This is a genomic window from Amycolatopsis sp. NPDC003676 (genome assembly GCF_053587275.1).
In genome coordinates, this window is record NZ_JBSFNS010000014.1 from 98,742 (window position 1) to 124,789 (window position 26,048).

A 26,048-nucleotide genomic window follows, 5' to 3' on the forward strand; every position below is an offset into this window, starting at 1 on the left:
TGGGGAGAGGGGTCAGTGCTGGGTCGCGGCCAGGAGTTCGTCGGCGAGCGCGCCCAGGTCGAGATCGTTCGCGCGTTCCACCTCGGCGACGGCGGCCTCGTCGATCGCCTCGATCCCCCGGTAGGCGCCGGCGATCGCGGCGGCCATGCAGCCGATGGTGTCGCTGTCGCCGCCCGCGTTGGCCGCGAGCCGCGCGACGCGCACTGGATCTCCGCCCGCGGCAACGAAGAACCCGAGCGCGGCAGGCACGGCCTCGGCGGCGGGCAGACCGACGCCGATCTCCCCGGCGATCAGGTCGATGGCGTGCTCGTCGTCGCGAGCCGTGATGGCCAGCGCGACCGCGCGCTCGATCCGGCGCTCGACCGACGCGCCCGGCACGTCACGACCTTCGGTACGACCGAGTTCAGCACCCGCCCGTGCGCCGTTGATGGCGGCGCGGACGATGTCGACGATTTCCGCGCCAGGAGTGCAAGCCCGCGCGACGGCGGCGGCGATGGCCGCGGCACCCGCGACGCCAGGCGGCGTGTTGTGGCTGGGCACGCAGGTGGTGAACGCGGTCCGGACCGCCGCTTCCGGGTCGCCGTGGTGAAACAGCCCGACCGGCCCGACCCGCATCGCGGCGCCGTTGCTGGCGCCCTGGGTCATGATCGTCCCGGTCTTCCCGACCTCGCGCGGGTCCTCGCCGCGCTCCAGGCGCGCGATGGCCTCGCGGGTGGTCGGCCCGGCGAAGTGCGGGAAGTAGTTCTCGTTCTTGGACCATTCGATCAGCAGCCGCGCCATGTCGTCCGGGCTCAGCGCGGCTCCGGTGCGGGCGAGCAGGCGGGTCAGCAGGATCATCTGGCTGGAGTCGTCGGTGATCTGCGCGGCGGCGCGGCCCTTGGCGTAGGGCGCGCCGGGGAGCGGGGCGTGGAATTCGGTGACGTAGCCCCCGAACGCGGCGCGGATCTGGTCCCGGCTCAGTTCCTCGGTGGGCGCCCCCAGCGCGTCGGCCAGGCAGGCCGCGGCCAGACTGCCGTGGATCTTGGAACGCAGCACAGAATTCAACTCGGTTACCTCTCAGTCGTGATGGTGATCAGGTCGTCTGGCCAGTCGCCGCGCTGCGAGCCGGACAGATAAGTGCGACCGCCGACAGCGGTGACGCAACGGGTCGCCTGGGCCACCGCCCGGCGAAGGCTTTCGCCCACTTCGGCCCCGCCGAGCAGCGCGCCCAGGAACGCTCCCGCCAGCGCGTCCCCCGCGCCGGTCGTATCCATGGCGGTGACCTCGCCGTTCAACCGCGCGCGATGGACGACGCCGTTCTTGTCCACAGTGGACGCTCCGCGCGCTCCTTCGCTGATGACCACGAGCTCCGCGCCGAGCTCGATCAGCCGTTGAGCGGCGTCCCGCGGCGTGGCAGCGAGTTTGGTCGCCGAGGCGGCGTTGAGGAAGACGATGTCGCTGAGCCCGAGCAACCGCGCGAACTCCGGCTGATCCGGCTCGAACGCGTCCGGTTCGAGGTCGACGGCTACCCGCGCTCCCCGTGCTAGTTCGGCGACGGCCGCCGCCCACTCGAGATCGTCGGCCAGCGGCGCGACCATGTCCGCACCCGCCAGGACCGACGCGTCGATCTCCTCGATCGCCGGAATCTTGATCCCGGTGTCGGCGCCGGTCAGCGCTTTTTCACCGCTCGCGTCGAGCTGGACGAAACACATCCAGGTCGGATGCGCGAGGTCGCGCAGGGAATGCTCGAGCGAGACCCCGAGCCTGCGCAGTTCGGCCAGCGCTTCGTCGGTGTCCGGTCCCGCTCCGGTCTTCGTGATCAAGTCGACCGCGATCCCGTGCTGCGCGGCCGCGGCGGCGAGGTTGGCGCTCATCCCGCCGCCGTAGACGCCGGACAGGGAGCCGATGGCTTTGTTGTCGTTGCCCGCGATGTGCGGGACCTGGACGAAGTAGTCGATGCTCGCGTCCCCCACGACGACGAGCCGCGGCCGGGCGCTCATCGCTCGCTTCGGAGGTCGATGTCGAGGTGGTAGCGATCGCCGCGCAGGATGTAGCGAGTGAACTCCAGCGGCCGCTGATCCGCGCCGAACGACGTGCGCTCGCGCAGCATCGCCGCGACGCCCGGCTCGACCTGGAGCCGCTCCGCCTCCGCCGCGGAGAGATTGACCGCGCTGACCCGCTCCCGCGCGTGCGTGGGCTGCGCGTCGCGGCCGGAGAGGAAGGCGTACAGCGAATCCCCGGTGAACTCGCCGAAGTCGATTCCGGGCTGCTGCACCAGATAGTGGTCGAGGAAGACGAACGGATCGTCGCCGATCCAGTAACGCCGCTCGATGTGGCTCACGGTGTCGCCGGGTTCGAGGTCGAGCGCCTTGGCGACCGCTTCGTCCGCCGGTTCCTCGGCATTGCTGAGCAGCTCGGGCCGGATCGCGAAGCCGCGCTGCCGCAGCTCGCGGCCAAGACCGAGCATCGGGCTCATCGCGCGGATCTCGTTGGACGCGACAATGCTGCCCCGCCCGTGAAACCGCTCCACCAGCCCGAGCCGCTGCAACTCCTGAAAGGCGCGCCGGACGGACGTCTGGGACACGCCGTACTGCGCCCGGAGCTGACTCTCCGACGGGAGCCAGTCCCCCGGCTTGAGCCTGCCGCTGAGGATGTCGCGCTGGATCTCGCTCTGAATCGTGCGATAGAGCGGCGCACGGCTTGGTCGACCGGTCATGCAACTTAGTGTACTAAGTGTGTCAACCAGCCCGCCTTGGCCTTCCGGGATCACTTTTCGGCGGCGAGCCGGTCCGGCCGAGTAACGGTCCGCTGGCCGCCGCCGACCCGAAGGGCACCACTCGGACTGGTCAGGCGCTCAGCGGAGGACCGATCCGAGTCCCTGACGGCCGAGGAGGTTCAATCGCGATGACGCACCTGGAACGACCCGGCAAGCCCACGCTCCTCGTCGCGCTCTGCGCTATTGCCTGCGCCGCGTGCACCACCTCCGGCACCCCATCAGCGAGTTCGCCGGGCACGCCGTCCTCGTCAGCCGCACCTGCCAGCGCTACGCCGCCCGCCAGCGCGCCGCCGTCTGACCCGACGGGTTTCCCCACTGCCGCGGAAGCACCGGCAACGAGCGTCCCGCAGGCACCGCTGCCGGCTGGCTATCCGAAGGACGTGAAGGTCTCGTCCTTGCCCGGTCAGGTGCGCAATTGGTTCCAAATGCAAGGCACCAACCGAGCAGTGCAGCTAGCACCGGGCGTCTGGACCGCGCTGCAGGATGGCGCGGCCGTCGAGGACGCCGTCAACGCAGAGGTCCTCGACGGCTTCTGCAGCTCGATCAAGGCTTTCGAACGCGTCTACCGAGGCGGACGCACCTACCCTGGGGCCTGCTGGTGAGCTTGCGGCACCGGAGACCCCCGCGGCTGCCGCGTCTTCCCGTCAATTCCCTTTCCCATTACGGCGTTTCCCCGCACAGTCCACTTCGGAACACCCCGGCTCCGGTATAGTCAACCCAATGCGAACCCCTCCCTCCCCCGATTCCGCACCTGCGCCGGATCCGGCGAAGGTGCTCGGGGCGCGGGTGCGCGAACTGCGGCGCGGCCGCGGGCTGACGCTCAAGCAAGTCGGCGAGGTTTCCCGCCTGTCGCACGCTTTTCTCAGCCAGTTCGAGCGCGGGCTGGCCGCCGCGAGCGTCAGCACTCTGCAGCGGATCGCGGTCGCGCTGGACACCACCGTGTCGGCCCTTCTCGCCGGGCCCGCGGAGCAGGGCGTCGGATTGCTGCGGGCCGACGAGGGAATGGTCATGCCGGGGGCCGAAATCCCGACCGGTTCCACGGCGCGGGCATTGTCCCGGGCGGGTTTTCCGGTGCAGCCCATCGAATACACCGGCGGCCCGGCGGAGTTCGGCGAGTATTTCGAGCACGTCGGGCAGGAGATGCTGTACGTCGTCACCGGGCGGATCGAGCTGGACTTCGCCGACGGGCGCCGCGAGCAGCTGGGCGAGGCCGATGTCGCCACCTACCCGGGGTCGCGGCCGCATCGCTGGCGCCGGCTGGGCGACGAACCGGTCCGGGTCCTGCTGATCAACACCGGGGAATGACCGGCCGCGCGGCCCCGGGAGAGCCGCGCGGTCCGGGAGCGGGTCAGCGCAGCAGCGGCACGACCTGTTCGGTGTAGCGCCGCATCTGCTCGGCGGCCATGTCGTAGGTGTGCCCGGGGAAATGCGGGAACACCACCAGATGCTCAAGCCCGAGCGCGTCCTTGTGGTGCTGCACGATCTCGGCCACCTCCTCCGGCGTGCCGACCGCCCAGCACTTCTGTTTCGTGGACTGCTCCAGCGTCGGCACCAAACCAGCCGGAGCCCGGTTGCCGTCGTCGCCTTGATACCCGCTGCTCCAGCCGAACGGCGCGAGCAGGTTCCAGAACTCGTCGTGCCCGATCCGCCCGACGCGCCAAGCCTCTTCGTGCGTGTCGGCGATATGCATGGGCAGTACCAGAATGCGGTTCTGTCCCGGAGCGAGCCGGACGCCGTGGCGCTGCTCGTACAGCTCGCCGTAGCGCTCCCACTGGTCGCGGATGTACCCGTGATATTGGTTCCACCACACGCATCCGTGACCGACCTCGGCGGCGTAGTCCAGGGTCGGCGGGCTGGTGACCGCCTGCCAGATCTCGACCGGGTGCAGCGGACCCGGCACCAGGGTCAGCGTGTCGGCCTCGTGGTCGGGGTCGCGGTTGTCCGGCGGCGGAAGCTCGAAGAACTTTCCGTTGTACGAGAAGGTTTCCTGGCTCAACGCCGTGCGGACGATGTCCATGTACTCGGCGAAAACCTCGCGGTTGTGCGCGTCGATGACCTTGCGTTCCTCGCTGGACGACATCACGCCGATGTCCGCCTGATGCGCGGTGAGGCTGCGCAGTTCGCGAGACACCGTGCCCCGGCCGACGCCGAGCACCGCGCGTCCGCCGGAGAGGTTGAGCAGGCTGCTGAAGTCCTCGGCCAGCCGCAGCGGATTCCACTGCGGCACGATGCTGAACATCGACCCCAGCTGGATCCGCGAGGTCCGCGCCGCCAGATGCGACTCGAGCATCATCGCGTTCGGCACGACCTCGTAGCCCTCGTGCTGGAAATGGTGCTCCGCCAGCCAATAACTGTCGTATCCCAGTTCCTCGGCCAGCACACCCATCCCGACCAGCCGCTCGTGCGCGTGCCACACCTGCTCGCGGGTGGCGCGGCGCCGCGCGGCGGGCACCGGGTTTCCGGCGAGCACGTCCGGCATCTCGACCGAGCCGAAGAAGAACACTCCGTGCCGCACTGGGCCTCCATCCCTCCCGGCTCGGCCGGGCTGTGAGCAGACGCAAAATGTAACTAATATCAACACTGTGCGGCTCGACCTGGGGAGTGTCAAGCCCAAACAGGCTCTTGACATCCAAGGAAGGCTCAGCGCAGGCTGTGGCAGCCGTGTTACCTATATCAACATGGACGGTGAATCCGCCGCAGGGGGTTCTTCCGCTGGAGGACAGATGGTCAAAGACGCCCACGCAGTCCGCGCACCCGCCGTATCCGTCGAGCACCACGGCATCGAAAGGATTCCCGACGACCAGCGCCACGGTTCGCCGCGCTCCGCGTTTTCCCTGTGGTTCGCCGGGAATCTGCAGTACTCGGCGCTCGCGGTCGGCGCCATTCCCACCGCGTTCCTCGGCCTGGGGTTCGGCGAAGCCGTCCTCTCGCTGGCCATCGGCATCCTGATCGGCAGCGTCCTGCTGGGCTTCGCCGCCTCGATGGGCCCGCGCGCCGGGGTGCCGCAGATGATCCAGTCGCGCATCCCGTTCGGCTACTACGGCAATTTCCTGCCGGTCCTGCTCCTGTGCCTGACCGGCCTCGGCTACTTCGCGGTGAACACCGTACTCGGCGCCTATATAGTCCGCGAACTCTTCGGGCTGCCGTTCCTGGTTTCGCTCGTCGCGGTGGCGGCCGTGCAGATCGTCATCGCGATCGTCGGGCACGATCTGGTCCACCAGGCCGAACGTTTCCTCGCGATCGTCGCGTCCGTGCTGTTCCTGATCCTCACCTGGTACGGCCTGGCGAAAGGCAACCTCGCCGCATCCGGCGACGTCCTGCACCGAGGCGCGGGCGGGGTCGCCGGGGGCATGCTGACCACCGTCGCGCTCGCTTCGACCAGGACGTCCGGCTGGTGCATCGGCGGTTCCGACTACACGCGCTACCTGCCGCGCGACACGTCCCGGCGTCGCGTACTGGTCGCGGCGTTCTCCGGCGCCTCGCTGGCCGGGCTGTGGATGGCGGTCGTCGGAGCCGCGATCGGCACTGTGATCACTGTGGACAGTCCGACTGACCTGGTGGCAAAGCTGATCCCGTCCGGTCTGGCCGCTGTGATCCTGGTCGCGCTGCTGGCGGCCTCGATCTCCGGCAGCGTCCTGGACATCTACAGCGCCTCGCTGAGCCTGCTGATGGTCGGCGCCAGGGTGCGCCGCTGGGTCTCCGCGGTCATCATCGGCGTGCTGGGAACCGCAGTCGGTTTCGTCGCCGGGCACAACGCCGGATCCGTATTCGGCACCTTCCAGAATTTCCTGTTCCTGATGGGCTACTGGATCGGCCCCTGGCTAGGGATCGTCGTCGTGGACACGCTGGTCTTCGGCCGCCAGGAGATCGACCCTCACCGGTATTTCGACCACACCCGGCGGTTCCGCCCGGGCCTCGCGGCGTTCGTGCTCGCCATCGCGGTCTCCGTGCCGTTCATGGACCAGAGCCTGTACACCGGCGCGTTCGCCGCCCGCTTCCCGCAGTTCGGCGACCTCACCCCGTGGATCGCGGGCGCGGCGGCCGCCCTGGCCTACTACCTCATCCGACGCTACCGAAAGGCCGACGAGTGACGAAACAAGCGCTTGGCCCGCTGAAGTACGGCACGACGGTCCAGCCGTGGGGAAGAGGAGCCGCGGCGGGCGGCTTCGTCTTCCTCAGCGGAATCGACGGCGTGACCGACGAACACGGCCAGCCCGCCCACGGCGTCGCCGCGCAGACCCTGGTCACGCTCAACCGAGTCCACCGGCTGCTCGCCGACGCGGGCGCGGAGTTCGAGGACATCGTGCAGTTCGACCAGTTCCTCGCCGATCCCGCCGACCGCGCGGAGTACATGCGGGTACGCGACGCCTGGCTCGCCGAGCACGCGCCGAGGCTGCTGTCCGAGCGGTCGTACGCGTCGCTGCTGATCTATCCCCCGCTGGCCACGCCCGAGATGCGCGTGGAAATCCGGGCCGTCGCCTACCTCGGCTCCTGAACGCGTTGGAAGGAGAATCCCTGATGGCTTCCCGGTTTTTCGCCGAGCTGAGGGCGTCCCAAGTCGAGGCCGCCTGCGGGCCGTCCTCGGTCGCAGTGCTGCCCGTCGGTGCCATCGAACAGCACGGCCCGCACCTTCCCTTGGCCACCGACGCACTCGTCGCCGAGGCCGTGTCGAAGGAAGTCGTTGCCACGCACGGCGAAGACCTCGACCTGTGGCTGCTGCCGACGATCAGCTACGGCCGCTCCGTCGAACACACCTGGGCGGCAGGAACCCTTTCCCTGTCCACCGCGACCTTCGCGGCAACCCTCGACGACATCGGACGCTCGGTCGCCGCCGCCGGCATCCGCAGGCTCGCCCTCGTGAACGGGCACGGCGGGAACGTGTCCGAAATCCAGACCGCACTGCGCGATCTGCGCCTCGCCTACGGCCTGCTCACCTTCGCCGTCAACGTTTTCCTCCCCGAGTCGCACGATCCGGCCTGGGCCGCGAGCGAAAACGGGCTCGGGATCCACGGCGGGGCCGCGGAAACGTCCCTGATGCTGCACCTGCGCCCCGACCTGGTCGACCTCGGCTCCGCGGAACGGCGGATCCCCGCGCAGATGGCCGACAACGTCCACGCCCGCTTCGGCGGAAGCGTCAGTTTCGGCTGGCTGGCCAACGATTTCGGCACCGAGGGCTACCTCGGGGACCCGACGCTTGCCAGCGCCGAGGCAGGCGCGCGCGGGTTCAAGTCGCTCGTCGGCACCCTGGGCGACCAGCTCACGGAAGTCGCGCGGTTCGACTTCCCCGATTCCGCCCGGACGCGCTGACCCCGTCCCTTCGCCGCAGGAAGCCGGTCCACCATGCACAACCCCCTGATCGTGGGCATCGGCGGCACAGTCCGCCCCGATTCCTCCTCCGAACGAGCCCTTCGCGCGGTCCTCGAAGACGTGCGGGCGCACGGGGCCCGCACCGAACTGTTCACCGCCCGAGACCTCGGATTCGCCATGTACGAACCGGATCTCGCGCATCGTTCCCCGTCCGCGACCGCGTTCCTCGACGCGATCCGCCGCGCCGACGGCGTCCTGATCTCGACGCCCGGCTACCACGGCGGTTTGTCCGGCCTGCTCAAGAACGCGCTGGACTACCTCCAGGACCTCGCCGGCGACGACCGCCCTTACCTGCACGGACGCGCCGTCGGCTGCATCGTCAGCGCGTACGGGCCGCAGGCCGGGGTGACGACGCTGACGTCGCTGCGCTCGACCGTCCACGCTCTGCGCGGCTGGCCGACCCCGCTCGGCGTCGTGGTCGACTCGACCGGCCAGCCATTCTCCGCCGACGGCCGTGTTGCCGACCGGAAACTCGCCGCACAACTCGCCACCGTCGCCGAGCAGGTCGCACGGTTCGCGACCGCGGAGATCCGGACCGTCGCATGACTACTTCCCTCGAGGTACTCCCGCTCGACGCCTTGCTCGCGCCCGGACGGCCGCTCGTGCTCTCCTCCGCCGACGACGCCGCCCTCGTCCTTCCTGCGACCGAAGCGTCCACGAGCGCCCTGGCGTTCGTCATCCGGCACTCGTCCGGACTGCTGGGCGTCGCACTGCCCGGCGACCGGTGCGACGCGCTCGAACTTCCGCCCATGCGGCCGAGTTTCCGCCGAAGTCCCGGCTGGTGCGTCGCGGTCGACGCCGCGACCGGCGTCACCACCGGAATCTCGGCCGCGGACCGGGCGGAGACGATCCGTCGCCTCGCCGCACGCGCCACCCGGCCTGCGGACCTCCACCGGCCCGGCCACGTGCTGCCCTACGCCACGCACCCGCGAGGGATCCTCGGCAGGCTCGCGATCCCCGAAGCGGCCGTCGAACTGTGCCTTCGGGCTGGCATGCCAGCGGCGGCGGTGTTCGCCGCGCTGGTCAGCCCTTCGGATCCGAGGGAAATGGCCACGCCGGACGAAGCCGCTGCCTTCGCCGCCGCGCACGGGTTGCCGGTCGTCGATACTGGCGCGGTTCTCAGGAGTTGCTCGCGGGTGCCTGAATATGGAGGGTGAATTCGGCGCCGCGCTCACCTCGAGAGTCCTTTATGGACAGCTGCGACACCGTCTTGCGAGCCGAAGTTGCCCTGATGACAGCGTTTTTCGCCGACACTGCGCCGACGGCCCCGCGATGCCGTCTCCCGGTTCTGGCGGGCGACACCCGATCTGACGACCGGTGTCGCCTGTCCGGCTGACCCGGTCCCCCCGGCGCGGTCGCCGTGGGTCATCGACGGCGGACACGACCAGGTCGATCTTCCTCCGGTCTCTGGCCGCCCCGGCTTCCACTACCTTAAATTCAAGCGAGCCAGAGTCTTCGACACGCACCTGCGGAGGTAGAGGATGCCTGCTCCGAACGACGAGAAACCCGAGGAGCCCGGTTCCGGCAAGGACCGCCGGGACTTCTTGAAAGGGGCCGCCGCCGCGGCCGCGCTGGGGGTGGGCGGGGTCGCGGCCGGCGGCCTGCTGGGCGGACAGCAGGCCCAGGCCTTCCCGCAGCAGACCGGGCTGCCGCCGATCGGGGCGGAGATCCCGTGCAGCTGCCTGGCGATCAACACCCCGCTGCAGATCAGGACGTCGCTGGTCAGCGTCGATTTCCGGGGCGGGATCAAGGTCCGGGTGGACGTGAACCCGGACGACCCGGTCAACTCGGTGCGGCTGCGGGTCGTCGGGCACCGGGTGTCGGCCGAACTGCCCGGCGCCGCCGGTGCGGACCAGGGCGGCGGCACGATCACGATCGAGCAGAACGACGTCGACGTCGATGCCAAGAGCCTGCTCAAGCTGACCCAGCGGTTCCCGCCGCGCTACGAGCAGATCATGGTGCTGAGCTTCACCATGACGATCGACCAGCCCGAAGACCTGCTGCGCCGGGCGGGCATCCAGTCCAGGAAGGCCTACGAGCCGCTGGTGCTGACCACGAAGGACCCGGCGATGCTGGTCGGGAAGCTGACCCAGTTCCCGCCCCGGGGCGACCTCTACCAATTGCAGAACCCGGTGGACTTGGTGCTGCCCGACGACCCGGACACGACGATCGCGACGATCCAGAAATTCCCGGTGAAGGTGGGCGGACTCTGAGCTCCGGCCTCGCTGAGCGGCCCGGTCCCACTCGTGCGCGGGGGGCCGGGTCACTTCTTCGGCGTGGTGCCGTCGGCGAGCTTCCCGGCCTCGAGAGCACAGAGTCGCCCGCGCGCAGACGAGGATGGCCGCGGCTTCGGACCAGCGCCGCCGAGCACCACGCCACGCGCCTCGAATGATCGGCGGGACTGAACTCCTGGCTTCCACGTTCGCAGAGCGGTCCGCCTCGGCCCCGCCCGCATCCGGACCGGACCGCTTCATCAGGCCCTAGCACCGCCGAACTCCACACCACGAAACTCAAGCCGAACTCACCGCCACCACGTTCGCAGAGCAGCCCGCCTGCCACCCGACCCGCCGCTTCATCAGGCCCTAGCACCGCCGAACTCCACACCACGAAACTCAAGCCGAACTCACCGCCACCACGTTCGCAGAACGGCCCGCCTGCCACCCGACCGCCCGCTTCATCAGGGGCCAGCCGTCGGGCCCCCGCGCCACAAGGCTCGGATGACCGGCGAGACCGAAACCCCCGTTGGCGAGTCCCGCCCAGCCACCCTCACTCGCCTGCCGCAGGACCGGGCCGTTCCATCAATCCCAGCACCGTCGAGCATCGGACCACTGCTTCCGCGTCTCCGGAAAACGTCAGCTTCCCCGTGGCCAGCGCCTCGAACGGGCCGAGCGCACCGGCGCCGATACGGACGAATGTCGTCGCGTCGGTGCGGATGCTCAGCACCGGCGAATCGGCGGGTCCGCGGGCCGTGGTCAGTGTGCCGTGGTCGATCCTCAGATGGAAGGTCTCCTCGTCCACCCGGAATTCGTACGTCTCCGCCGCCTCGGGCAACCGGCTCGCGTCTGCCATTGACTGGACGGCCAGCAGCGCCCAGTGCGGCCGCGTGACCATGTCGGCACCGGGTTCGCCCAGCAGTCCGATGCCCCACTTCGACAGCGCCAGCACCGGTTCCCGCAGCTGTTCGCCCAGCGGGCCGAGCCGGTACGCGTGTCCCGCACCGGTTTCGGAGCGCTCGACGACTCCGGCGGCGCTCAGCTTCTTGAGGCGATCCGCCAGGAGGTTGGTGCCGATGCCGGGCAGGTCCGCGAGCAACTCGGTGTAGCGGCGCGGGCCGAGCAGCAGCTCGCGCACGATGAGCAGCGTCCAGCGTTCGCCGACGGTGTCGAGAGCGGCGGCGAGCCCGCAGTACTGGCGGTACTGCCGCTCCCCTCTTGCGGTGGTCGTCACCACCCCAGCGTACTACTGGATTTTCAAGTACGGCGTGAGGGCCGTCCGGAGTTGCTCGGGGACCGGCACCGGCTCGAGTCCGGCGGGGCCGCGGGTCATGCAGGCGACCGACTGATGTCCGCGGGCGACGAGTTGCGGCACCGCGACCTCGGTCCGGTAGTAGTCGAACGCCATCGCGACGCGGTGACCGTCGAGCTCAGTCAGGGTCATGCGCAGTTCGACGATATCCCCGGCGGTCAGTTCGCCGAAGTATTCGCAGCCGCAGCCGGTGGTGACCACGGCGAACCCGTCGGTGAGCGAGGCGAGAACGTCCGGAGCGTGCTCGGCGAGGAAACGTTCCCGGCAATGTCCTTGCCAGCGAACGTAATGCGCGAAGTAGACGTTGCCGACCAGGTTGGTCTCCTCCAGGGTCACGGGATGGCGGTACCGGTAAGCAGGGGTCATGCGGCACCGCCGACCGTGAGCAGGGCGATCGCGACGGGCAACCGGTATCCGTCCACAGTGAACACGGCGGAGGCGATGCGCGCGCTCCCGGCGGTGAGGACTAGCCATCCACCGTCGTATGCTCCGGAAAGCCTTGCCTCCGAGGGGTTTGCGCTCACCTGGGTCAGGCATCGGGCGACCGTCGAGGCTCGTGCGGCGAGAAGTTCGGACGACTCGTCGCAGGGGCCCGAAATGATCCGGAGCAGTCCGGGGTCTGGCGGCTCGTGCGGTTCGACGAATTCCCAGGCGCAAGCGACCGGGCAGGAGCTGTCGGCCTCCACAGCGAACGGTTCGCCGATCGACACTCGCACGGACGGATCGAGTCCGAGTGCGACGGCCGTTCGGGTGAGCGCCACGGACAGCAAAGCCGGCGGCCAGTCGGCGGGCAGGGGTCCGGTGTCGGCCAGGCGCAGGCCGGTCCATCGGACGGCGGGCCGGCCTTCCGCGTCGGTGGCCAGGACGTTCCAGGTGTAGCGGCCGTCGGCGGCGTGTTGTTCGGTGCCGCGGAGTTCCCATCGACCACTCGCGCGCGGGTTGAAGTCGACGCGGTCGCAGGCGACGGGCAGGAGCCGACGTGTGGGCACGCAGGACTGCAGGACGTGCACGGTGGCGTCGTGGGCGGCTGGGTCGCCGAGCACCGAGGTGTACCAAGGGGCATCGTTCGGGGTGATCGTGGCCCGGCAGGACCACGGGTCTGGGACCGCGACCGCGGCGACCCGGCGGAACTGTCCAGTGTGGAACAGCAGCGGGTCGTAGATGTCGGTCGGTTCGATCCGGCCGCGATCGGGAACTTCCGGCGGCGCAGCTGCGTTTTCCGAGGGGGACAAAGGGAAAGTGGCGCTGAAGTGGTCGGTTAAGAAGCCTGATTCGGCGCAGCGCAGCACGGCGGTGACGGCGTCGCCCTCCCGCAACGCGCACACCCGGACAACGTGCTCGCCGGTGTCCGGGATGACGACCGGCCGGTCGAACCTGACGTCGCAGGCGGTTGTCAGGGCCCGGCCCGCGACTGTCGAAGCGGCCTGCGCCATGGCTTCCAGCCCGACGACGGCGGGCAGCAGGGTCGCCCCGTCGACGCGATGGCCGTCGAGCCACGGGTCTGTGCGCAGGGAAAGCGTCGAGTCGGCGACGAGTTCGACCCCGGGATGGCCTGCCCGGATCCGCTGCAGGAACCGGCTCGTTCCCGCCGGGAGTTCCTCGCCGAAGCGTCCGTGCACCGACACGTCGGCGGACGTCGACGGCGTGCGCAACAAGCGCAAGAACAGCTCCGTACCCTCTTCGACCGCGATCGGTGTAGCTCCGGAGCGGGCGAGAGCCTGCGCCGCGCCCATGCGTTCGGCCATACCGGCGCCTGACCACGCGGACCAGGCGATGTCGAGCACCCGGCAGTCCGGCAGTTCTCGCGCGAGCCGCCGGGCTTCGGCGCGCAGGAGGCCGTTGGCCAGCGCGTAGTGGCACTCCCCCGCCATCCCGGCCGACCCGATCACTGACCCGAACGTGACCAGCAGTTTCAGCGATTCAGGCGGGACGGCCGCGAGCAACGCGCGCAGCCCGGTGACCTTCGGGCGCAGGTGCGCGCGGATCCGGTCGGGTGTCAGGTCGGCGAACCGGGCCGGTTCGTTGATGCCGCTCGCGTGCAGCAGTGCGGTCACCGGCCCGGTCTCGGCAGTGAGCTTTTCGACGGCGAGCGCGACAGCATCGGGGTCGCCGACGTCTGCGGCCTCGTAGGCGACGCGGATGCCGTCCGCCCGGAGCCGGTCCAGATTGGACTGCAGGAGTTCGTCGGTCTCCGGATGGGAGCGGCCGAGGACGGCGAGGGCAAGGCCGGTCGCGCTGGCCAGTGCGTGCGCGCATTCGTAGCCGATGCCTTTGCCGCCGCCGCTGACCAGGAGCACGTCTTGATCGCCGAGTGGGGTTTCAGCTGGCACCGCGGCTACAAGCTGCTCGCGGGGTTCGTACCAGGCGCCGTCCTCGCCCAGGACCAGTTCGCGGAATCGGCCGGGTTCGGCATGGAGCGCGGAGAAGTCTGTGGCGTGCGCGGGGATCTGGGCGAGGGTGATGCCGAGGTCGGGATGTTCGCGGTGCAGCGAGCGGAAGAAGCCGGTGATCGCGCAGCCGTGCGTCACCACTACGAGTGCTTTGTGGTGCAACGCTTTCTGCCCGGCTTCGAGCAGTGCCTCGACGTCTTCGGGATCGGCCAGGTGCACGGTTTCCGTCGGCCGCCAAGGATCCGGCTGAGCCGGGACCAGTGTCTCGGTGAAACAGGCGAGCCACGGCCGCACGCCCGGTGCCTCCAGGCCGGGTTCCGCGGTCTCCGGGAGGCGTTCGATTTCCGCGATCACCTCGCCGACCGAACTGTCGGCGAACGCCATCGACACCGACGGCAGCGTCCGGCCGAGCGCCGAGGCCGCCTCGACGACGAGCTGGGTCGCCCGCAGCGAACTCAGGTTGAGATCGGCGAGCAGGCGGGCGTCGGAGCCGATCAGTGCCGCGTCGAGTTCGGTGGCCTCGGCGAGCAGGCCGGTGACCGTCGCGGCGGTGTCGCGGGCCGGAGCGGCGTCCATGGCCTCCCGCGGGGCGGGGATCTCCGACGGTGCCACCGAACACGGGTTCGTCAGGAACTCCGGTTCGCGGTCGAGGTCGATGGCGCGCGCGGCCCGTCCGGCGAACCAGGGGACGAGGTTCGCCGCGGCACCGGCGGCGAACAGCGCGGCGGCGGAATCGGCGGCTGCGCGGTCGCCGGATTCGCCGATGTCCAGGCTGACTGTCGGGATCGGCTGACCGGCCAGGGTGCTCAGAGCACGGCCGGAACCCGCTTCGCAGAACAAGTCCGCGTCGACGGCCTGCACCGCGGTCCGGAACTGCACTGGCGCGCAGAGCTGGGCGACGAGCAGTTCGACGAGGTCGTCGTCCTCGGTGAGGTGCCGACCGTACACAGTGGACATCACAGCGCGCCGAACTGGAGAAAGATCGATGCTGCCGAGGAATTCGCGCCACGGAGCGGCGCAGGCGGCCATGGCGGGGCTGTGGAAACCGTGTGACACCGGAAGCCAGGTGACGCGGAAGCCGCGCCGCTCGGCCTCGCGCGCCACCACCCGGAGTTCGGTCACCGGGCCGGAAAGCACCTGCGACTCGACGGAGTTATCAGCGGCGAGCACGACGTCCGTACCTGCGCAGAGCGCTTCGGCCTCGCTTGTCGCGACAGCGAGCATCCCGGTGCCGGACGTGCCGTATGCGCCCATGATCCGCCCGCGTTCGACGGCCAGTCGTTCGCCGTCCTCCGCGGACAGACAGCCCGCCCACACGAGCGCGGCAAGTTCGCCGAGGCTGTGCCCGATCGCGACGGTGGCGGTCACGCCCAGTTCCTCGAGCCGCGACAGCGCTGTCCGGGACGCGCGGTAGACCGCGGGCTGGGCCAGAGCGGTGTCGGCCGGTTCCGCGCCGCTCGCGCCCTGCCCGGGGAACAGCAGCGCGACCCGGCCCGGGACGGCGTTTCCGAGCCAGAAGCCCGGTGAGGTCGAGAGCTGTCCGCTTGTCAACGAAGGCATCTCAGCCGCTGCGCGGGTGGCGAGGGAAGCGAGTTCGGCCGGGGTTCGGGCGACAAGCGCGGCCCGGACCGGCCCGGATGGGGTCCGGCGTCCGTACTCGCAGGCGAGGTCATGCAGCTCAGCTCGCGACAGACGTGGCGCTGCCTCGGCGATCCGGGCCAGTTCAGCGGCGACGCGAGCAAGGTCCGGCCCGCTGACGGCGATGACGTCGTACTCCGGCGTCGACCGGGCTGTCACCGGCGACCGGACCGATCGGGGCCGCACTGGGGCGCCCAGCACGACGTGGGTGTTGATGCCGCCGAAGCCCATCGCGCTCACCCCGGCGAACCGGCGACCGTCCGGCCAGGGTTCCGGAGCACGCAGCACCCGCAGGGTCTCCCCGAGAGCCGGATGCGGCGACGCGCAGCCGGTGGTCGGCGGCAGAAGCCCGGACGACACGCTCAGCGCGGCCTTGACCACCCCGGCGACTCCGGCCGCCGCCTTCGTGTGCCCGATGTTCGCCTTGACCGAGCCGAGCGCGGCGGCCGAAGCGGCCTCGGAGCGCGCTCGGTTCAACGCGGTCAGCTCCACGACATCGCCGACCGCTGTCCCGGTGCCGTGTCCCTCGTACAGGCCGATCTCCGCGTGCTCGATCCCGGCCATCTCGCCTGCCCGGCGCAGCGCGAGCAGCTGGCCGTCCGCCTCGGGCCGGGTGATGCCGCCGCGGCCGTCCGAGGAGACGCCCCAGCCGAGGATTTCCGCGTACACCGGCAACCCCGCCGCGCGGGCGTCTTCGGCGCGGGCGAGCGCGAGCATCCCGCAGCCCTCGCCTGGCCAGAATCCCGCCGAACGCTCGTCGTAGATCCGCATCTCCTCGGCGGCGAGCGCGCCGGTCTTGGCGAATCCGACCAGTTCGAACGGGTCGAGCGACAGGTCCACTCCCCCGGCCAGCGCGAAGTCGGCTCCACCGTCTCGCAGGGCGCGGCAGGCGGTGATCACGGCGAGCATCGACGAAGCACACGCGCCGTCCACTGTGTACCCGCCGCCGTGGAAGCCGAAGTGATTGCAGATGCGGCCCGCGATCGTGTTGGCGAGACTCCCGGCCAGCGTCTCGTCCCCGACCTCGGGAAACGCTGCCAGGTAACGCTTTTCGACCGCCGCGAGGTCCACGTCGTTGAGCGTCGCGCGCAGGACGTCGCGGACGTAGGGCCAGCGCAGCCGCAGCGCCCGGGCGCGGGTCACTTCGCCGGTCAAGCTGTTGCCGACGACGACGGCTACCCGGTCGGCCTCCAGACCGATGCCGGCAGGATGGCCTGCGTCGGCCAGCGCGCGGTCCGCGGTTTCCAGCGCCAGCCAGTGCGCGGGGTCGGCGGCGCGGAAGGTCGAGCCGGGGATCCGGAACGCTTCCCGGTCGAACTCCCAGTCGGCCAGCACCGCGGCCTGGGTGCTGTACGTCCGGTCCGGGACGCTCGCGTCGGCACTCCAGTAGTCCGCGAGGTCCAGCCGCCCTGGCGGCAGCTGCCGGAACGCACGGCGTTGGTGGACCACGGTTTCCCACAGCTGCGCGGGGTCGTCCGCGTCCGGGTAACGGCAGGCCATCCCGACGATCGCGATCGGCTCGCCGGATTCGCGGCGGGTCATGCGGGCTCCCGGGCCGGCACCGGCTCGGCGGCGGTGCGCTGCGCCGGGACCAGGACGGTCCACTGAGGACTCTTCCGGGGGGCGACCGCGAGCACCACGGCCCGCAGCGCGCAGGTGATGGTCAGCGCGAAGAACAGGCCGAACACGACGTGGAATTGCACGAGCACGCCGTAGACCGCGGCCGTGGCGAGCCCGAAGCAGACCTGGTTCCGCCGGGAGGACGGCGTCGTGCCGGGGTCGGTGATCATGTAGTTGGTGAACAGGACGAACGCCGTCCCGGTGATCGGCAGCACCGCGCTGACCAGCGAGATGTCGGTGAACAGCGCGCGCAGCACGGCTTGGGCGAGGAAGCCGCCGACCCAGCCGAGGATCAGCGGCGCCTTGCCGGTGAGCTTCGCGTTCAGCATGGTCCCGGCGATCAGCAGCAGCGCGGGCACGACCGCGCCCCACCAGCCGGTGACCCATTCGGTGAACTCGTACGGCGGCGCGATGCCGACCCAGCCGAACAGCAGCAGGACCGCCACGATCCCGACGTTGCTCGGGTTGAGCACGTGCCTGCTCTTGCCGCCGATCCGCACCCGGACGAGGTACTTCGAAGCGACGCCGACGACGGACGCCAGCACCGTCGGCATGAACCGGTCGTTGGCGTACAGGAGCATCGCGCACGCCATACCGGTGATGTAGGCGGGAAGCAGGAAGTCGACCACCGCACCCGGCTTGCCGAGGTACCTCGGACGGCGTCCGGCGGTCGCGGCCTCCACCGACTCCAGCACGATCTCCGCGGTCAGCGCGGCGAACACGGCGACCACCGGGGTGAGATACGCCTGTTCGAAGCCGAGCACCGTGTGGCCGAGCACGGTCAGCACGGTGATCGACGCGCCGAACCGGCGCAGGGCAGCGGAACGGCGTTCGCTCGGAGACTTGGTCACCGGTCCTCCTCGATGGTGCCGTCGGGGTTGAGCCGCAGCTGGTGCCAGCCGGGGGCGAGCGAAACCGAACCGTCGTGACGATGTCCGCAGCCGTCCCGCCATGCCAGGCGGACCGGTACGGCGGACGGCGGTTCGCTGCCCAGGCCGAAGTGCAGGTCGGGGGCGTTGACGCCGTTGTGCCCGTTGGCCGGGTAGACCTGCTGCAGCCGCTTCCCACCGCCCGGCGCGGCGACCTCCGCTTCGGCGCCGATCGCGGGTGACGTCGGCCCCGGTGCGCCTGCGCGGCACGCGTTTTCACCGACAGGTTTTCGCAGGCGCAAGCCCAGGAAAGCACCGGCCGGCGAGGTGTTCCGGTACAAAGTGGACGGTGCCCACTGGTTGGCCACGACGAAATCGAGCCGTCCGTCTCCGTCGACGTCGCCGACCGCGAACGAGCGGCTGACCGCGTCGGTGCCGACGCCGACCCGGTCCGCGACGTTCACGTAGCGGCCGTCCGCGTTGCGGGCGAAGAACGTGTTGCGGTCGTGTCCGGACAGGTCGGTTCCCTCGGTGAACCGCGGCCACAGCGCGGGATGGCTCAGCACGAGGTCGTTCGACATCGCGGTCTCCTGCAGTTGCGCCCACCGGTTCACCTCGCCGGCGACGAAACCGGTCGCGTGCATGACTTCCTCGGAACCGGAGTTGCCGAAGTCGGCGGCTTTGACGTCCCACGACCATCCTGTGCGGGACAGGCCGAGGTCCTCGCTGTGGTCGTCGTAAGGTGCCACGCCGTCGCGCAATCGGGCAGCTGTTTCGGCGCGGCCCACAGTGGACTGGTAGGCGAAGTTGCTCTCCTGCAACGCGTACGGCTCGGTGATGTTGCTGACCAGGATGTCCGGGACGCCCTTCGCGTCGAGGTCGGCGAAGGCCACGCCCATGCCCTTGAACGAGTCGTTGCCGAGCACCTTCGACTTGGGCGTCGTCGCGTGCCGCGTCCCGGTCGCCGTCCGGAACGCTATCCGGCCTGGAGCGGACTCGTTGACCAGCAGATGATCGGGGCCGAAATCGTTGGCGACGTAGAGATCCGGCAGGCCCCGGCCGCCGATGTCCTGGGAGGCGAGCGCGAGCGCCCATCCGGCCCGGGTCTCCGGCGGGAAAGCGTCGGGTGCCTCGGCGAACCGGCCAGCGCCAGCGGAGCGGAACAGCCGGAGGGTGCCCCCGTTCGCGGCGTGGGACAGCGAATCGTTCATCGTCAGTTCGGGCTGGTGCGCGGTCGGGTCGAGCACGCGCGCGCCGTCCGGGAAGTAGTTGCCGAACACGAGATCGGTGTGCCCGTCGCCGTCGAAGTCGCCGATCGTGGCGGCGTTGGTGTTCCAGACCTGCCACGGGCTGACCAGCTCGCGCGGCCGAAACGCCGCCGCCGACGGCGTATTCCCCGGCAGGCGCTCGAAAATGACCGGGGAACGGCCCCAGTAGTAGACCACGACGTCCTGGCGGCCGTTCTCGTCCACGTCGGCGGGCAGGCAGCCCATCGGTGCCGCGTAAGACGGCATCTCCAGCCCGGACGGGGCCAGCGTGAACGGCTGGTATCGCGCGCCGGTGCCGGGCGCGGGTTCGACGGTGACCGTGTCCGTGCGGGGATCCACCAGGCAGACGTCGTGCGCGACCGGACCGCCGTCCGCGGCGAACAGCGCCGTCGCCGCGCCCACCGACGAGATCCACGACCGGATCCGGTCGTAGGCCGGAGCGACGGTCCGCAGGTGCCGTCCGCCGGGCGCGTTGTCCGGGCTGACCTGGGCGGCGGCGAACGAAAACTGGTTCGCCAGCTCGGTTTCCTCAGCCGAGGACGACTGCGGAACGACCGTGAACGCGAAGACCGCCGCGCAGCCGAACAACGCGACTACACGGGCCAGATGCCGGCGTAGAAAGGGTCTCATCGGCTCTTCCTCTCCCACAGATACCGGATTTCCGCGCGCCAGCGCTGGTAGTGCGCGAGCGTGGACGGATGGGGCGCGAGCTGTCCGAGCGCCCGGTCGGTCCAGTCCGCGGCGACGTCGGTACTGGCTCCGGCCAGCACTTCGGCCGCTTTGTCGGTGTGCGCGGGCACGATTCCGCTGACCCGCCGAGCGGCGCAGGCGAACGCGCAACCCTGTGCGAGGTGCGCGCGCAATGGCCCGGACAGGTCGGCGAGCCGGGCGAGTTCGGCGGCGTCGGCACCGCCCGCGTAGGTCGCGGCGAGGCCGATCCCGCTCCACAGATCTGCTCGCCGCTCGGCCGGGAACTCCGCGATCCGCAGGGCGACGCCGTCGGGGTCGGCGCACTCGCAGAACCACAGCGCCCGGCCCAGCCCCTGGTCGCGGATCTGGCGCGGCCCGCGGCCGAGCCCGGGTTCGACACGATGGCGTCCGATGACCCGGTCGGCGTGGAAAAAGCCTTGGTGGAAGCCGTATCCGTCCCAGGCCAGCCAGCGCAGCAGCGGGTCCGTCGCCGTGCTTCGGAAGGGGCGCAGCCGCAGCCGGGCGTAGGCCCAGCCGACGCCGACGTGCACGAGGTGCGGGTGGTCCGCGGCCGGTCCATGCAGCAGCGCCGCGACCCGGGCGCGCCGGAGCGGGAGGAGCACGTCCAGCAGGGCGCAGCCCATTCCCGCGCCCTCGAACGCGAACCCGCGCAACTCCGGTTCGAGCGCGGAGACCTGCTGGCCGAGCACCTCACCGGCTGGCTCGATGGAGGCGTTCAATCCGGTCAGGAACGCGCGGGCAGCCGATTCCAGGACGCCGCGAGCCGGACCGGATCGCAGCCGGAACCGGCGCAGTCCGAAGTCGACCTGGCTCATGTCCTGGCGCAGCGCCTTGGCCAGGATCCCGGGGCTCACCGCGCTTCCCCCGGCGCGGCCACGACGTGTTCCATCAGGGCGGTGACCAGCAGCGGCCGGGCCTCCCGCTGGAAGTCGACGCCGGGATGGAACTCCCGCACGGTGCCCTCCAGCACCAGCAGGGACAGGATCGGAAACACGAACTGCGGATCGGCGTGCAGGCCGCGGCGGCGCTGGATGTCGAAGAGCTTGGCGGCGAAGGAAACCAAGTCGAAGTCGGCCGCGTTGCGTCCGGTGTGCTCTTCCACCAGCGCGGCCAGCTCCGCGCGGAATCCCGCAGTGTCAGAGCCTGGGTGCGTCTCCGCGGTCGACAACACGATGTCGGCGCAGGCCTCGCCGTCGCCCTGGCTCATGCAGTAGAAGAAGGCGGCGAACTTCTCCCGCGCGGACTCCGAGAGCCGGACGGTGAAACCCGCGTCCACTATGACGATCGAGCCGTCCTCGCGGAAGTAGAGGTTGCCGGGGTGGAGGTCGCAGTGCACCACTCCGTCCAGGAAAAGCATCCGGTACACCGCGCGCAACGCCCGCACGACCGCGTTCTCGCGTTCCTCATCGCCGAGGTCCTCCGGACGGCGGCGCACCAGCCCGTCCAGGAAGTCCATCACCAGAATGTCCTCAGTGGACAGTTCATGGCGGACCCCGGGAACGGTCACTCCGTCCGCGACGCTGAGCGCCTCCCGGAATCCGTCGAGCAGCTCCGCTTCCCTCGCGAAATCCAGTTGCGCGCGAATGCTTTCGACGAGCTGCGCGGCGACGGCGTCGACCGGCACGCCGCGCAGAATCGGCAGCCTCGCCGCCAACCCGGCAGCCCGTCGCAGCATCGCGAGATCAGCCGTGAGCGACCGTTCGATGCCTGGCCTGCGCACCTTCGCCGCGACCGTCCGGCCGTCCGGGAGCACCACCCGGTACACGCAGGCGATGCTGCCCGCTCCGACCAATTGCGGCTCGCCTGCCGCGATCCTCAGCGCGGGCGGCATCGTGCGCAGCGGTACCGGCCGAACTTGGTCGTGCAGCCGGGAAAGCGCGCGACACACGCGCGGGGGCAGGATGTCCGCCCGCGTGCTCAACAGCTGGGCGGCCTTCACGAATGCCGGGCCCAGTGCCACGACCGTGTCCGCCAGCCAGACGTCGCGCTCGAACCGTTCGCCGCGCAGCCACGCCGCCGCCGTCGCCGGTCCCAGCAGCAGCGACCGTCCGGCGAGAACCGCGAACGCGCGTGCGGTCCGCAGCGCCACCGTGCCACCCCTCGAAAACGTCATCTCTCCCCTTCGCCGCCCGGGCTGGATGCCCGACGACCGACGTTACAACCAGTAGCGCACGATGTGCTCCGCGTGACCGCAAGACCATCCGGTTCAGCGAAACCGGAGCGGAAGCACTCGGCCGGGCAAGGTGTTTCCCTATCGGGGCAAGGAAATCGGCCGAGCTGACTACCGCCCCTAGGCCGCGGGTCACGACCGCCGCCTCGGTCGTGCCCGCGACTGGCACGATCCAGGCACGGTGCACCACCCTGCGTAGCCGTCGCCCAGCCGCTTTCCCTTACGCCGCGCAATACTCAGTCGACAGCGGCGGTCTGGTGCGCTTCCTGGCTGTTACGGGCCGCGGGAAAACCGACCCCGAGCTGCTCCGCCGCGAGCGCAGTGCCTTCCAGCCGCGCGCGGATCTTGGCGAACGCGGTCTGGCGCGACGTCGACTGGTCGTCGGCGAACGGGGAAAACCCGCAGTCGTCACAGGTTCCCAGCTGCTCCACCGGGATGTACTGTGCCGCGCGCAGAACGCGGTCACGCACCTCCTCGGCGGTCTCCACCCGGGGATCGATCGGGTCGATCACCCCGACGAACACGCGGATTCCCGGCCTGAGCTGATCCGCGACGACGCGCAGCACCCGGTCCGGATCGGACTCGCTGGCCAGCTGAAGGTAGAAGTTGCCGGAGTTGTGCTGGAACAGCACGGGAAGCAGTTCCGCGTAGTCGACGTCGAGGCTGTGCGTGGAGTCGAGGTCGCCGCCGGGGCAGGTGTGGACGCCGATGCGCGCGCGTTCGGATGCGCTGAACCTCTCCAGGACCCGGTTGTTCAGCTCGACGAAATCGCGCAGGATCTGGCCGCTGGGGTCGAGCTTCAGCGACAAGCGTCCTTCGGTGAAATCGAGCTGGACAACGTGTGCTCCCGCGTCCAGGCACCCGCGGATATCGGCCTCCGCCCCGTCGACCAGATCGTCGAGGAAATTCTCGCGCGAATAGCCGTCGATCCCGGATGCCGGATACAACAGAGACAGCGCGGAAGGCGCGATCACCGCCTGTTTCACCGGAAGGTTCGTGCACTCCCGCGCGGCGCGCAAATAGCGTTCGGCGTGCTCCTGGTAGCGGAACGGCCCGGAAGTCAGGCAGGGCAGTTGCCGCTGGTGCCCGTCGGCGAACGGGATGACGACGCCGTCCGCGGAAAGGTTCGCCGAGCCCGCGATCGGGTAGGTGACGAAACTGGGTTTGCGCTGCTCGCCGTCGGTGACCACGGTCGCGCCCATCGCCGCTTGCGCCTCGATGGTCTCGCGAACGGCCCGGTCGAGAACGGAGGCGAAAGCCGCGTCGCCGAGCTGCCCGCTTCGCCGCGCGGCGAGAGCGCCGAGCAATTCGGGCGAACGGGGGATGCTGCCGATGGGCTCGGAAGGAATGGTCATGCGGCGAGCCTAGAAGCGGCGGCGCGGGAAAGAACACGGGCGAACGCTATTCTCCTTCTTTCGTGCCATTACCGGCTTGAGGGTGTTGACACGATGTCGCGGTGGTCCGAGTTCGCTTTATTGGCGAAGTGCAAAGAAGGCGTTTTTTACCCGGTGGCGTCGCCCTTCCCCAGTATCGCGCGGACAAGAATGCCGAGCCGGTCCGCGAGAATTATTCGATTTCCTTGCCGTCCCCTAAGCCGGGATGCCCGCGGCCGCGGCGATGCCCTGGTCGAGGCTCAGGCTGTAGTCCAGATTCAAATGGTCGGCGTCGTAGTACACGCTGACCTTCCCGATCACCGCGTAGCAGCGTTGCCGGTCGCAGAAGTAGTCGGTCAGGTCGAGCAGCCGGACCTTCGGATCGGTGCTCGCCTTGGCCGCGGTCGTCAGCGGGTCCGCCGGTTGCGCGACCGACCGGGCGACCGCGCACTGCTGCGGGTCGTCCGGATTCAGCACTACGCAGTCGGTGGCGCGGACGAGTCCGTTGAGCGGCGGGTCGGCCATCACGAACACCGTCGCACCGACGCCGGTCCACTGTGCCCAGTACGAATTCAGCCCGTCCTGGTACTGCTCGGCTTGCGACCGTCCACTGTGGTCGTCGGCTCGCTCGTGCCTGCTGTAGAACGACGTGAACACGTACGTGGGCCGCGTTTTCGCGATTTCGCCGGCCATCTGCTTGGTCCAGGCCATGCACCGCCGGTCGAGGGCGGTGCCGTGGTAGTTCAGGGCTTGGATCCCGGCGAACGGGCAGCCGCCGAGGTAGCTCGTGTACATCAGCCAGTGGTTCTTGCGGGCGAGGCTCAGCAGCGGGCCCTGCCATTGCTGGGCGTGCGAGTCGCCGACCAGCCACACCACCGCGGGGTTGGCCGCGCCCTGGCTGAAATCGCATTTGGTGGTCGTCTTCGTGCCGTCGCTCGCCGAGTACTGCGACAGCGGCGGCGGGCAGTCCGCGGGCGGCGTGTAGTACCGGTTGGCCGGGCCCATCTCGACGCTCCTGGCCGGGCCGAACGGGTCAGCGCACGCGTTGCCCGCCATCAGCGCCCTGGCGCCGTGGCAGGGGCCGGTCATCTCGGCGGTCAGATCACGGGCCGCTTGGTCGACGTGCCGTTCGTATGTCCAGGTCAGACCGCCGGCCGCGGCGCACACCACGAGCATTCCGGCCGCCATGGCGGCGAAGGTCACCCCGGAGGTGCGGCTCAACGGCCGCCAGGTCCGGAGCGGGTCCTCGACGAGCCGCTTCGACGCGTACGCCGCGGCCAGGGACGCGGCCACGATGCCGGCCTTGACCTGCCAGGTCAGCGTGCCGGCGACCAGCGCGCCCGGGAAGGCGAACGGGGCCAGCATGATCAGCGGCCAATGCCACAGGTACAGCGAATAGCTGACATTCCCGAGCCACTGCACCGGAGGCGACGAGGACAGCGGGGTGTGCCATTGCCGTCCCTCGCGGCTGCCGCCGAAGATGACCAGCGCGGTGCCGACCGCAGGCAGCAACGCGGTCGCGCCAGGGAATGCGGTTTGGTCGTCGAAGAGGATCGCGGCGACGGCGATCGCGGCGAAACCGGCCAGTGAGGCCACGTTCGCGGCGATCTTCGGCAGAACGTACTTCGCGCCGCCGAAAGCCAGCAACGCGCCGAGGGCGAACTCCCACACTCGCACCGGAGTCACGAAGTACGCCTGGTTCTTGGACGCGTCGGTGAACCAGATGCTGAACCCCAGCGAGACGGCCCCGACGACCGCGACACCAGCGATGCGCGCCCACGGCCCCCGGATCTTGAACAGCAGCAGGAGAAGCAGCGGCCAGAACAGGTAGAACTGCTCCTCGACCGAGAGCGACCAGTAGTGCTGGGACAGGCTCGCCGACTCGGTGAAGTGCGAGTAGTCGACGGAATGCGCGGCGAGCAGCCAGTTTTCCCAGTAGAGCGCGCTCGCGATGACTTCCTGTGCGTTGGACTCCCAGCGGGGATAGGGCATCAGGAAGTACGCGGCGACAACGATGAAGGCCAGGACGAGAAACGCCGCGGGCAGCAGGCGGCGCACGCGGCGGGCGTAGAACTTCGCGAGCCGGATCCGCCCGGTGCTCGCGACCTCGCGGACCAGATGCGAGGTGATCAGGAAGCCGGAAATGACGAAGAAGACGTCGACGCCGACGTAACCGCCGGTCAATCGCAGGGGCCAGAGATGGTTCAGCACGACCAGTCCGACAGCCACGGCGCGCAACGCCTGGATGTCCGGCCGGAACGCCGGTCTTCGCTCCCCCGACGATTGCGAGGGCCGCACCGGCCCGCTCAATGTCCCCGTGCCCATTTTCCGCCCCTTTGTCCCGCCCCGCTGAAAACTCAGT

At 69.9% G+C, this 26,048-nt stretch carries 21 protein-coding genes; 8 read left to right on the top strand and 13 right to left on the bottom strand.

The window, feature by feature from the left end; translation table 11 throughout:
• Nucleotides 1-12: 12 nt before the first annotated feature.
• Genes ACWDNU_RS12205 through ACWDNU_RS12215 form a run of 3 tightly spaced genes read right to left on the bottom strand, consistent with a single transcriptional unit; the run spans nt 13 to nt 2,695 of the window.
• Nucleotides 13-1,035: an ADP-ribosylglycohydrolase family protein gene (locus ACWDNU_RS12205; protein WP_370940475.1), complete on the bottom strand. Its 1,023-nt coding sequence runs from the start codon at nt 1,033-1,035 to the stop codon at nt 13-15.
• Nucleotides 1,036-1,049: 14 nt separating this feature from the next.
• The gene (locus ACWDNU_RS12210; protein ID WP_449668843.1) at nt 1,050-1,979 is read right to left on the bottom strand and encodes a carbohydrate kinase family protein; all 930 of its coding nucleotides are present in this window, start codon (nt 1,977-1,979) and stop codon (nt 1,050-1,052) included.
• A complete protein-coding gene (locus ACWDNU_RS12215) occupies nt 1,976-2,695 on the bottom strand; it encodes a GntR family transcriptional regulator (RefSeq protein ID WP_370937771.1) in 720 nt (239 codons plus the stop codon). The genes ACWDNU_RS12210 and ACWDNU_RS12215 overlap by 4 nt, the downstream gene beginning before the upstream one ends.
• A 188-nt stretch (nt 2,696-2,883) precedes the next feature.
• Between ACWDNU_RS12215 and ACWDNU_RS12220 the strand changes: the two genes are divergently transcribed.
• Both ACWDNU_RS12220 and ACWDNU_RS12225 read left to right on the top strand, forming a co-directional pair.
• Complete coding sequence (locus ACWDNU_RS12220) at nt 2,884-3,357, top strand: hypothetical protein (RefSeq protein ID WP_449668844.1); 474 nt, start codon at nt 2,884-2,886, stop codon at nt 3,355-3,357.
• 118 nt (nt 3,358-3,475) lie between these two features.
• The gene (locus ACWDNU_RS12225; protein WP_449668845.1) at nt 3,476-4,060 is read left to right on the top strand and encodes a helix-turn-helix domain-containing protein; all 585 of its coding nucleotides are present in this window, start codon (nt 3,476-3,478) and stop codon (nt 4,058-4,060) included.
• 43 nt (nt 4,061-4,103) lie between these two features.
• Here ACWDNU_RS12225 and ACWDNU_RS12230 read toward each other — a convergent pair whose 3' ends face one another.
• Nucleotides 4,104-5,270: an LLM class flavin-dependent oxidoreductase gene (locus ACWDNU_RS12230; RefSeq protein WP_449668846.1), complete on the bottom strand. Its 1,167-nt coding sequence runs from the start codon at nt 5,268-5,270 to the stop codon at nt 4,104-4,106.
• Nucleotides 5,271-5,478: 208 nt separating this feature from the next.
• On the opposite strand from ACWDNU_RS12230, the gene ACWDNU_RS12235 reads away from it, so the two are divergent.
• The 6 genes from ACWDNU_RS12235 to ACWDNU_RS12260 all read left to right on the top strand — a co-directional run bounded on the left by ACWDNU_RS12235 (nt 5,479) and on the right by ACWDNU_RS12260 (nt 10,335).
• Entirely contained in the window at nt 5,479-6,846 is a 1,368-nt protein-coding gene (locus ACWDNU_RS12235; RefSeq protein WP_449668847.1) for a purine-cytosine permease family protein, read from the top strand.
• On the top strand, nt 6,843-7,250 hold the full coding sequence (locus ACWDNU_RS12240) for a RidA family protein (protein ID WP_449668848.1): 408 nt from the start codon (nt 6,843-6,845) through the stop codon (nt 7,248-7,250). The genes ACWDNU_RS12235 and ACWDNU_RS12240 overlap by 4 nt, the downstream gene beginning before the upstream one ends.
• 23 nt (nt 7,251-7,273) lie before the next feature.
• Nucleotides 7,274-8,062 carry a creatininase family protein gene (locus ACWDNU_RS12245; protein WP_449668849.1) on the top strand — a complete coding sequence of 263 codons (789 nt, stop codon included), beginning with the start codon at nt 7,274-7,276 and terminating at the stop codon, nt 8,060-8,062.
• Nucleotides 8,063-8,095: 33 nt separating this feature from the next.
• Nucleotides 8,096-8,668 carry an NADPH-dependent FMN reductase gene (locus ACWDNU_RS12250; RefSeq protein ID WP_449668850.1) on the top strand — a complete coding sequence of 191 codons (573 nt, stop codon included), beginning with the start codon at nt 8,096-8,098 and terminating at the stop codon, nt 8,666-8,668.
• Nucleotides 8,665-9,279 carry a 3,4-dihydroxy-2-butanone-4-phosphate synthase gene (locus tag ACWDNU_RS12255; RefSeq protein WP_370937779.1) on the top strand — a complete coding sequence of 205 codons (615 nt, stop codon included), beginning with the start codon at nt 8,665-8,667 and terminating at the stop codon, nt 9,277-9,279. The genes ACWDNU_RS12250 and ACWDNU_RS12255 overlap by 4 nt, the downstream gene beginning before the upstream one ends.
• A 324-nt stretch (nt 9,280-9,603) precedes the next feature.
• A complete protein-coding gene (locus ACWDNU_RS12260) occupies nt 9,604-10,335 on the top strand; it encodes a twin-arginine translocation signal domain-containing protein (protein ID WP_370937780.1) in 732 nt (243 codons plus the stop codon).
• Between the two features lie 553 nt (nt 10,336-10,888).
• Here the strand turns inward: ACWDNU_RS12260 and ACWDNU_RS12265 are convergent.
• The 9 genes from ACWDNU_RS12265 to ACWDNU_RS12305 form a co-directional block, all read right to left on the bottom strand.
• A complete protein-coding gene (locus ACWDNU_RS12265; protein WP_370937781.1) occupies nt 10,889-11,569 on the bottom strand; it encodes a winged helix-turn-helix transcriptional regulator in 681 nt (226 codons plus the stop codon).
• Between the two features lie 12 nt (nt 11,570-11,581).
• A complete protein-coding gene (locus tag ACWDNU_RS12270; RefSeq protein WP_449668851.1) occupies nt 11,582-12,013 on the bottom strand; it encodes an acyl-CoA thioesterase in 432 nt (143 codons plus the stop codon).
• Nucleotides 12,010-17,217 (bottom strand): SDR family NAD(P)-dependent oxidoreductase, encoded by a 5,208-nt coding sequence (locus ACWDNU_RS12275; protein ID WP_449668852.1) that lies wholly within the window; start codon nt 17,215-17,217, stop codon nt 12,010-12,012. The genes ACWDNU_RS12270 and ACWDNU_RS12275 overlap by 4 nt, the downstream gene beginning before the upstream one ends.
• The gene (locus ACWDNU_RS12280; protein ID WP_449668853.1) at nt 17,214-18,146 is read right to left on the bottom strand and encodes an enediyne biosynthesis protein UnbU; all 933 of its coding nucleotides are present in this window, start codon (nt 18,144-18,146) and stop codon (nt 17,214-17,216) included. The genes ACWDNU_RS12275 and ACWDNU_RS12280 overlap by 4 nt, the downstream gene beginning before the upstream one ends.
• A complete protein-coding gene (locus ACWDNU_RS12285; RefSeq protein ID WP_449668854.1) occupies nt 18,143-20,062 on the bottom strand; it encodes a CRTAC1 family protein in 1,920 nt (639 codons plus the stop codon). Before ACWDNU_RS12285 ends, ACWDNU_RS12280 begins: the two co-directional genes overlap by 4 nt.
• A complete protein-coding gene (locus ACWDNU_RS12290) occupies nt 20,059-20,997 on the bottom strand; it encodes a DUF1702 family protein (protein ID WP_449668855.1) in 939 nt (312 codons plus the stop codon). Before ACWDNU_RS12290 ends, ACWDNU_RS12285 begins: the two co-directional genes overlap by 4 nt.
• The gene (locus ACWDNU_RS12295; protein WP_449668856.1) at nt 20,994-22,256 is read right to left on the bottom strand and encodes an ABC1 kinase family protein; all 1,263 of its coding nucleotides are present in this window, start codon (nt 22,254-22,256) and stop codon (nt 20,994-20,996) included. Before ACWDNU_RS12295 ends, ACWDNU_RS12290 begins: the two co-directional genes overlap by 4 nt.
• A gap of 293 nt (nt 22,257-22,549) precedes the next feature.
• A complete protein-coding gene (locus tag ACWDNU_RS12300) occupies nt 22,550-23,668 on the bottom strand; it encodes a cobalamin-independent methionine synthase II family protein (RefSeq protein WP_449668857.1) in 1,119 nt (372 codons plus the stop codon).
• A gap of 234 nt (nt 23,669-23,902) precedes the next feature.
• Nucleotides 23,903-26,011 (bottom strand): acyltransferase family protein, encoded by a 2,109-nt coding sequence (locus tag ACWDNU_RS12305; protein WP_449668858.1) that lies wholly within the window; start codon nt 26,009-26,011, stop codon nt 23,903-23,905.
• Nucleotides 26,012-26,048: the final 37 nt, after the last annotated feature.

What these genes read in the sequence shown, in the direction of transcription:
- ACWDNU_RS12210 (WP_449668843.1), bottom strand. Translation starts at nt 1,979, where the DNA reads ATGAGCGCCCGGCCGCGGCTCGTCGTCGTGGGGGACGCGAGCATCGAC.
- ACWDNU_RS12215 (WP_370937771.1), bottom strand. Translation starts at nt 2,695, where the DNA reads ATGACCGGTCGACCAAGCCGTGCGCCGCTCTATCGCACGATTCAGAGC.
- ACWDNU_RS12220 (WP_449668844.1), top strand. Translation starts at nt 2,884, where the DNA reads ATGACGCACCTGGAACGACCCGGCAAGCCCACGCTCCTCGTCGCGCTC.
- ACWDNU_RS12225 (WP_449668845.1), top strand. Translation starts at nt 3,476, where the DNA reads ATGCGAACCCCTCCCTCCCCCGATTCCGCACCTGCGCCGGATCCGGCG.
- ACWDNU_RS12235 (WP_449668847.1), top strand. Translation starts at nt 5,479, where the DNA reads ATGGTCAAAGACGCCCACGCAGTCCGCGCACCCGCCGTATCCGTCGAG.
- ACWDNU_RS12245 (WP_449668849.1), top strand. Translation starts at nt 7,274, where the DNA reads ATGGCTTCCCGGTTTTTCGCCGAGCTGAGGGCGTCCCAAGTCGAGGCC.
- ACWDNU_RS12250 (WP_449668850.1), top strand. Translation starts at nt 8,096, where the DNA reads ATGCACAACCCCCTGATCGTGGGCATCGGCGGCACAGTCCGCCCCGAT.
- ACWDNU_RS12255 (WP_370937779.1), top strand. Translation starts at nt 8,665, where the DNA reads ATGACTACTTCCCTCGAGGTACTCCCGCTCGACGCCTTGCTCGCGCCC.
- ACWDNU_RS12260 (WP_370937780.1), top strand. Translation starts at nt 9,604, where the DNA reads ATGCCTGCTCCGAACGACGAGAAACCCGAGGAGCCCGGTTCCGGCAAG.
- ACWDNU_RS12270 (WP_449668851.1), bottom strand. Translation starts at nt 12,013, where the DNA reads ATGACCCCTGCTTACCGGTACCGCCATCCCGTGACCCTGGAGGAGACC.
- ACWDNU_RS12275 (WP_449668852.1), bottom strand. Translation starts at nt 17,217, where the DNA reads ATGACCCGCCGCGAATCCGGCGAGCCGATCGCGATCGTCGGGATGGCC.
- ACWDNU_RS12285 (WP_449668854.1), bottom strand. Translation starts at nt 20,062, where the DNA reads ATGAGACCCTTTCTACGCCGGCATCTGGCCCGTGTAGTCGCGTTGTTC.
- ACWDNU_RS12295 (WP_449668856.1), bottom strand. Translation starts at nt 22,256, where the DNA reads ATGACGTTTTCGAGGGGTGGCACGGTGGCGCTGCGGACCGCACGCGCG.
- ACWDNU_RS12300 (WP_449668857.1), bottom strand. Translation starts at nt 23,668, where the DNA reads ATGACCATTCCTTCCGAGCCCATCGGCAGCATCCCCCGTTCGCCCGAA.
- ACWDNU_RS12305 (WP_449668858.1), bottom strand. Translation starts at nt 26,011, where the DNA reads ATGGGCACGGGGACATTGAGCGGGCCGGTGCGGCCCTCGCAATCGTCG.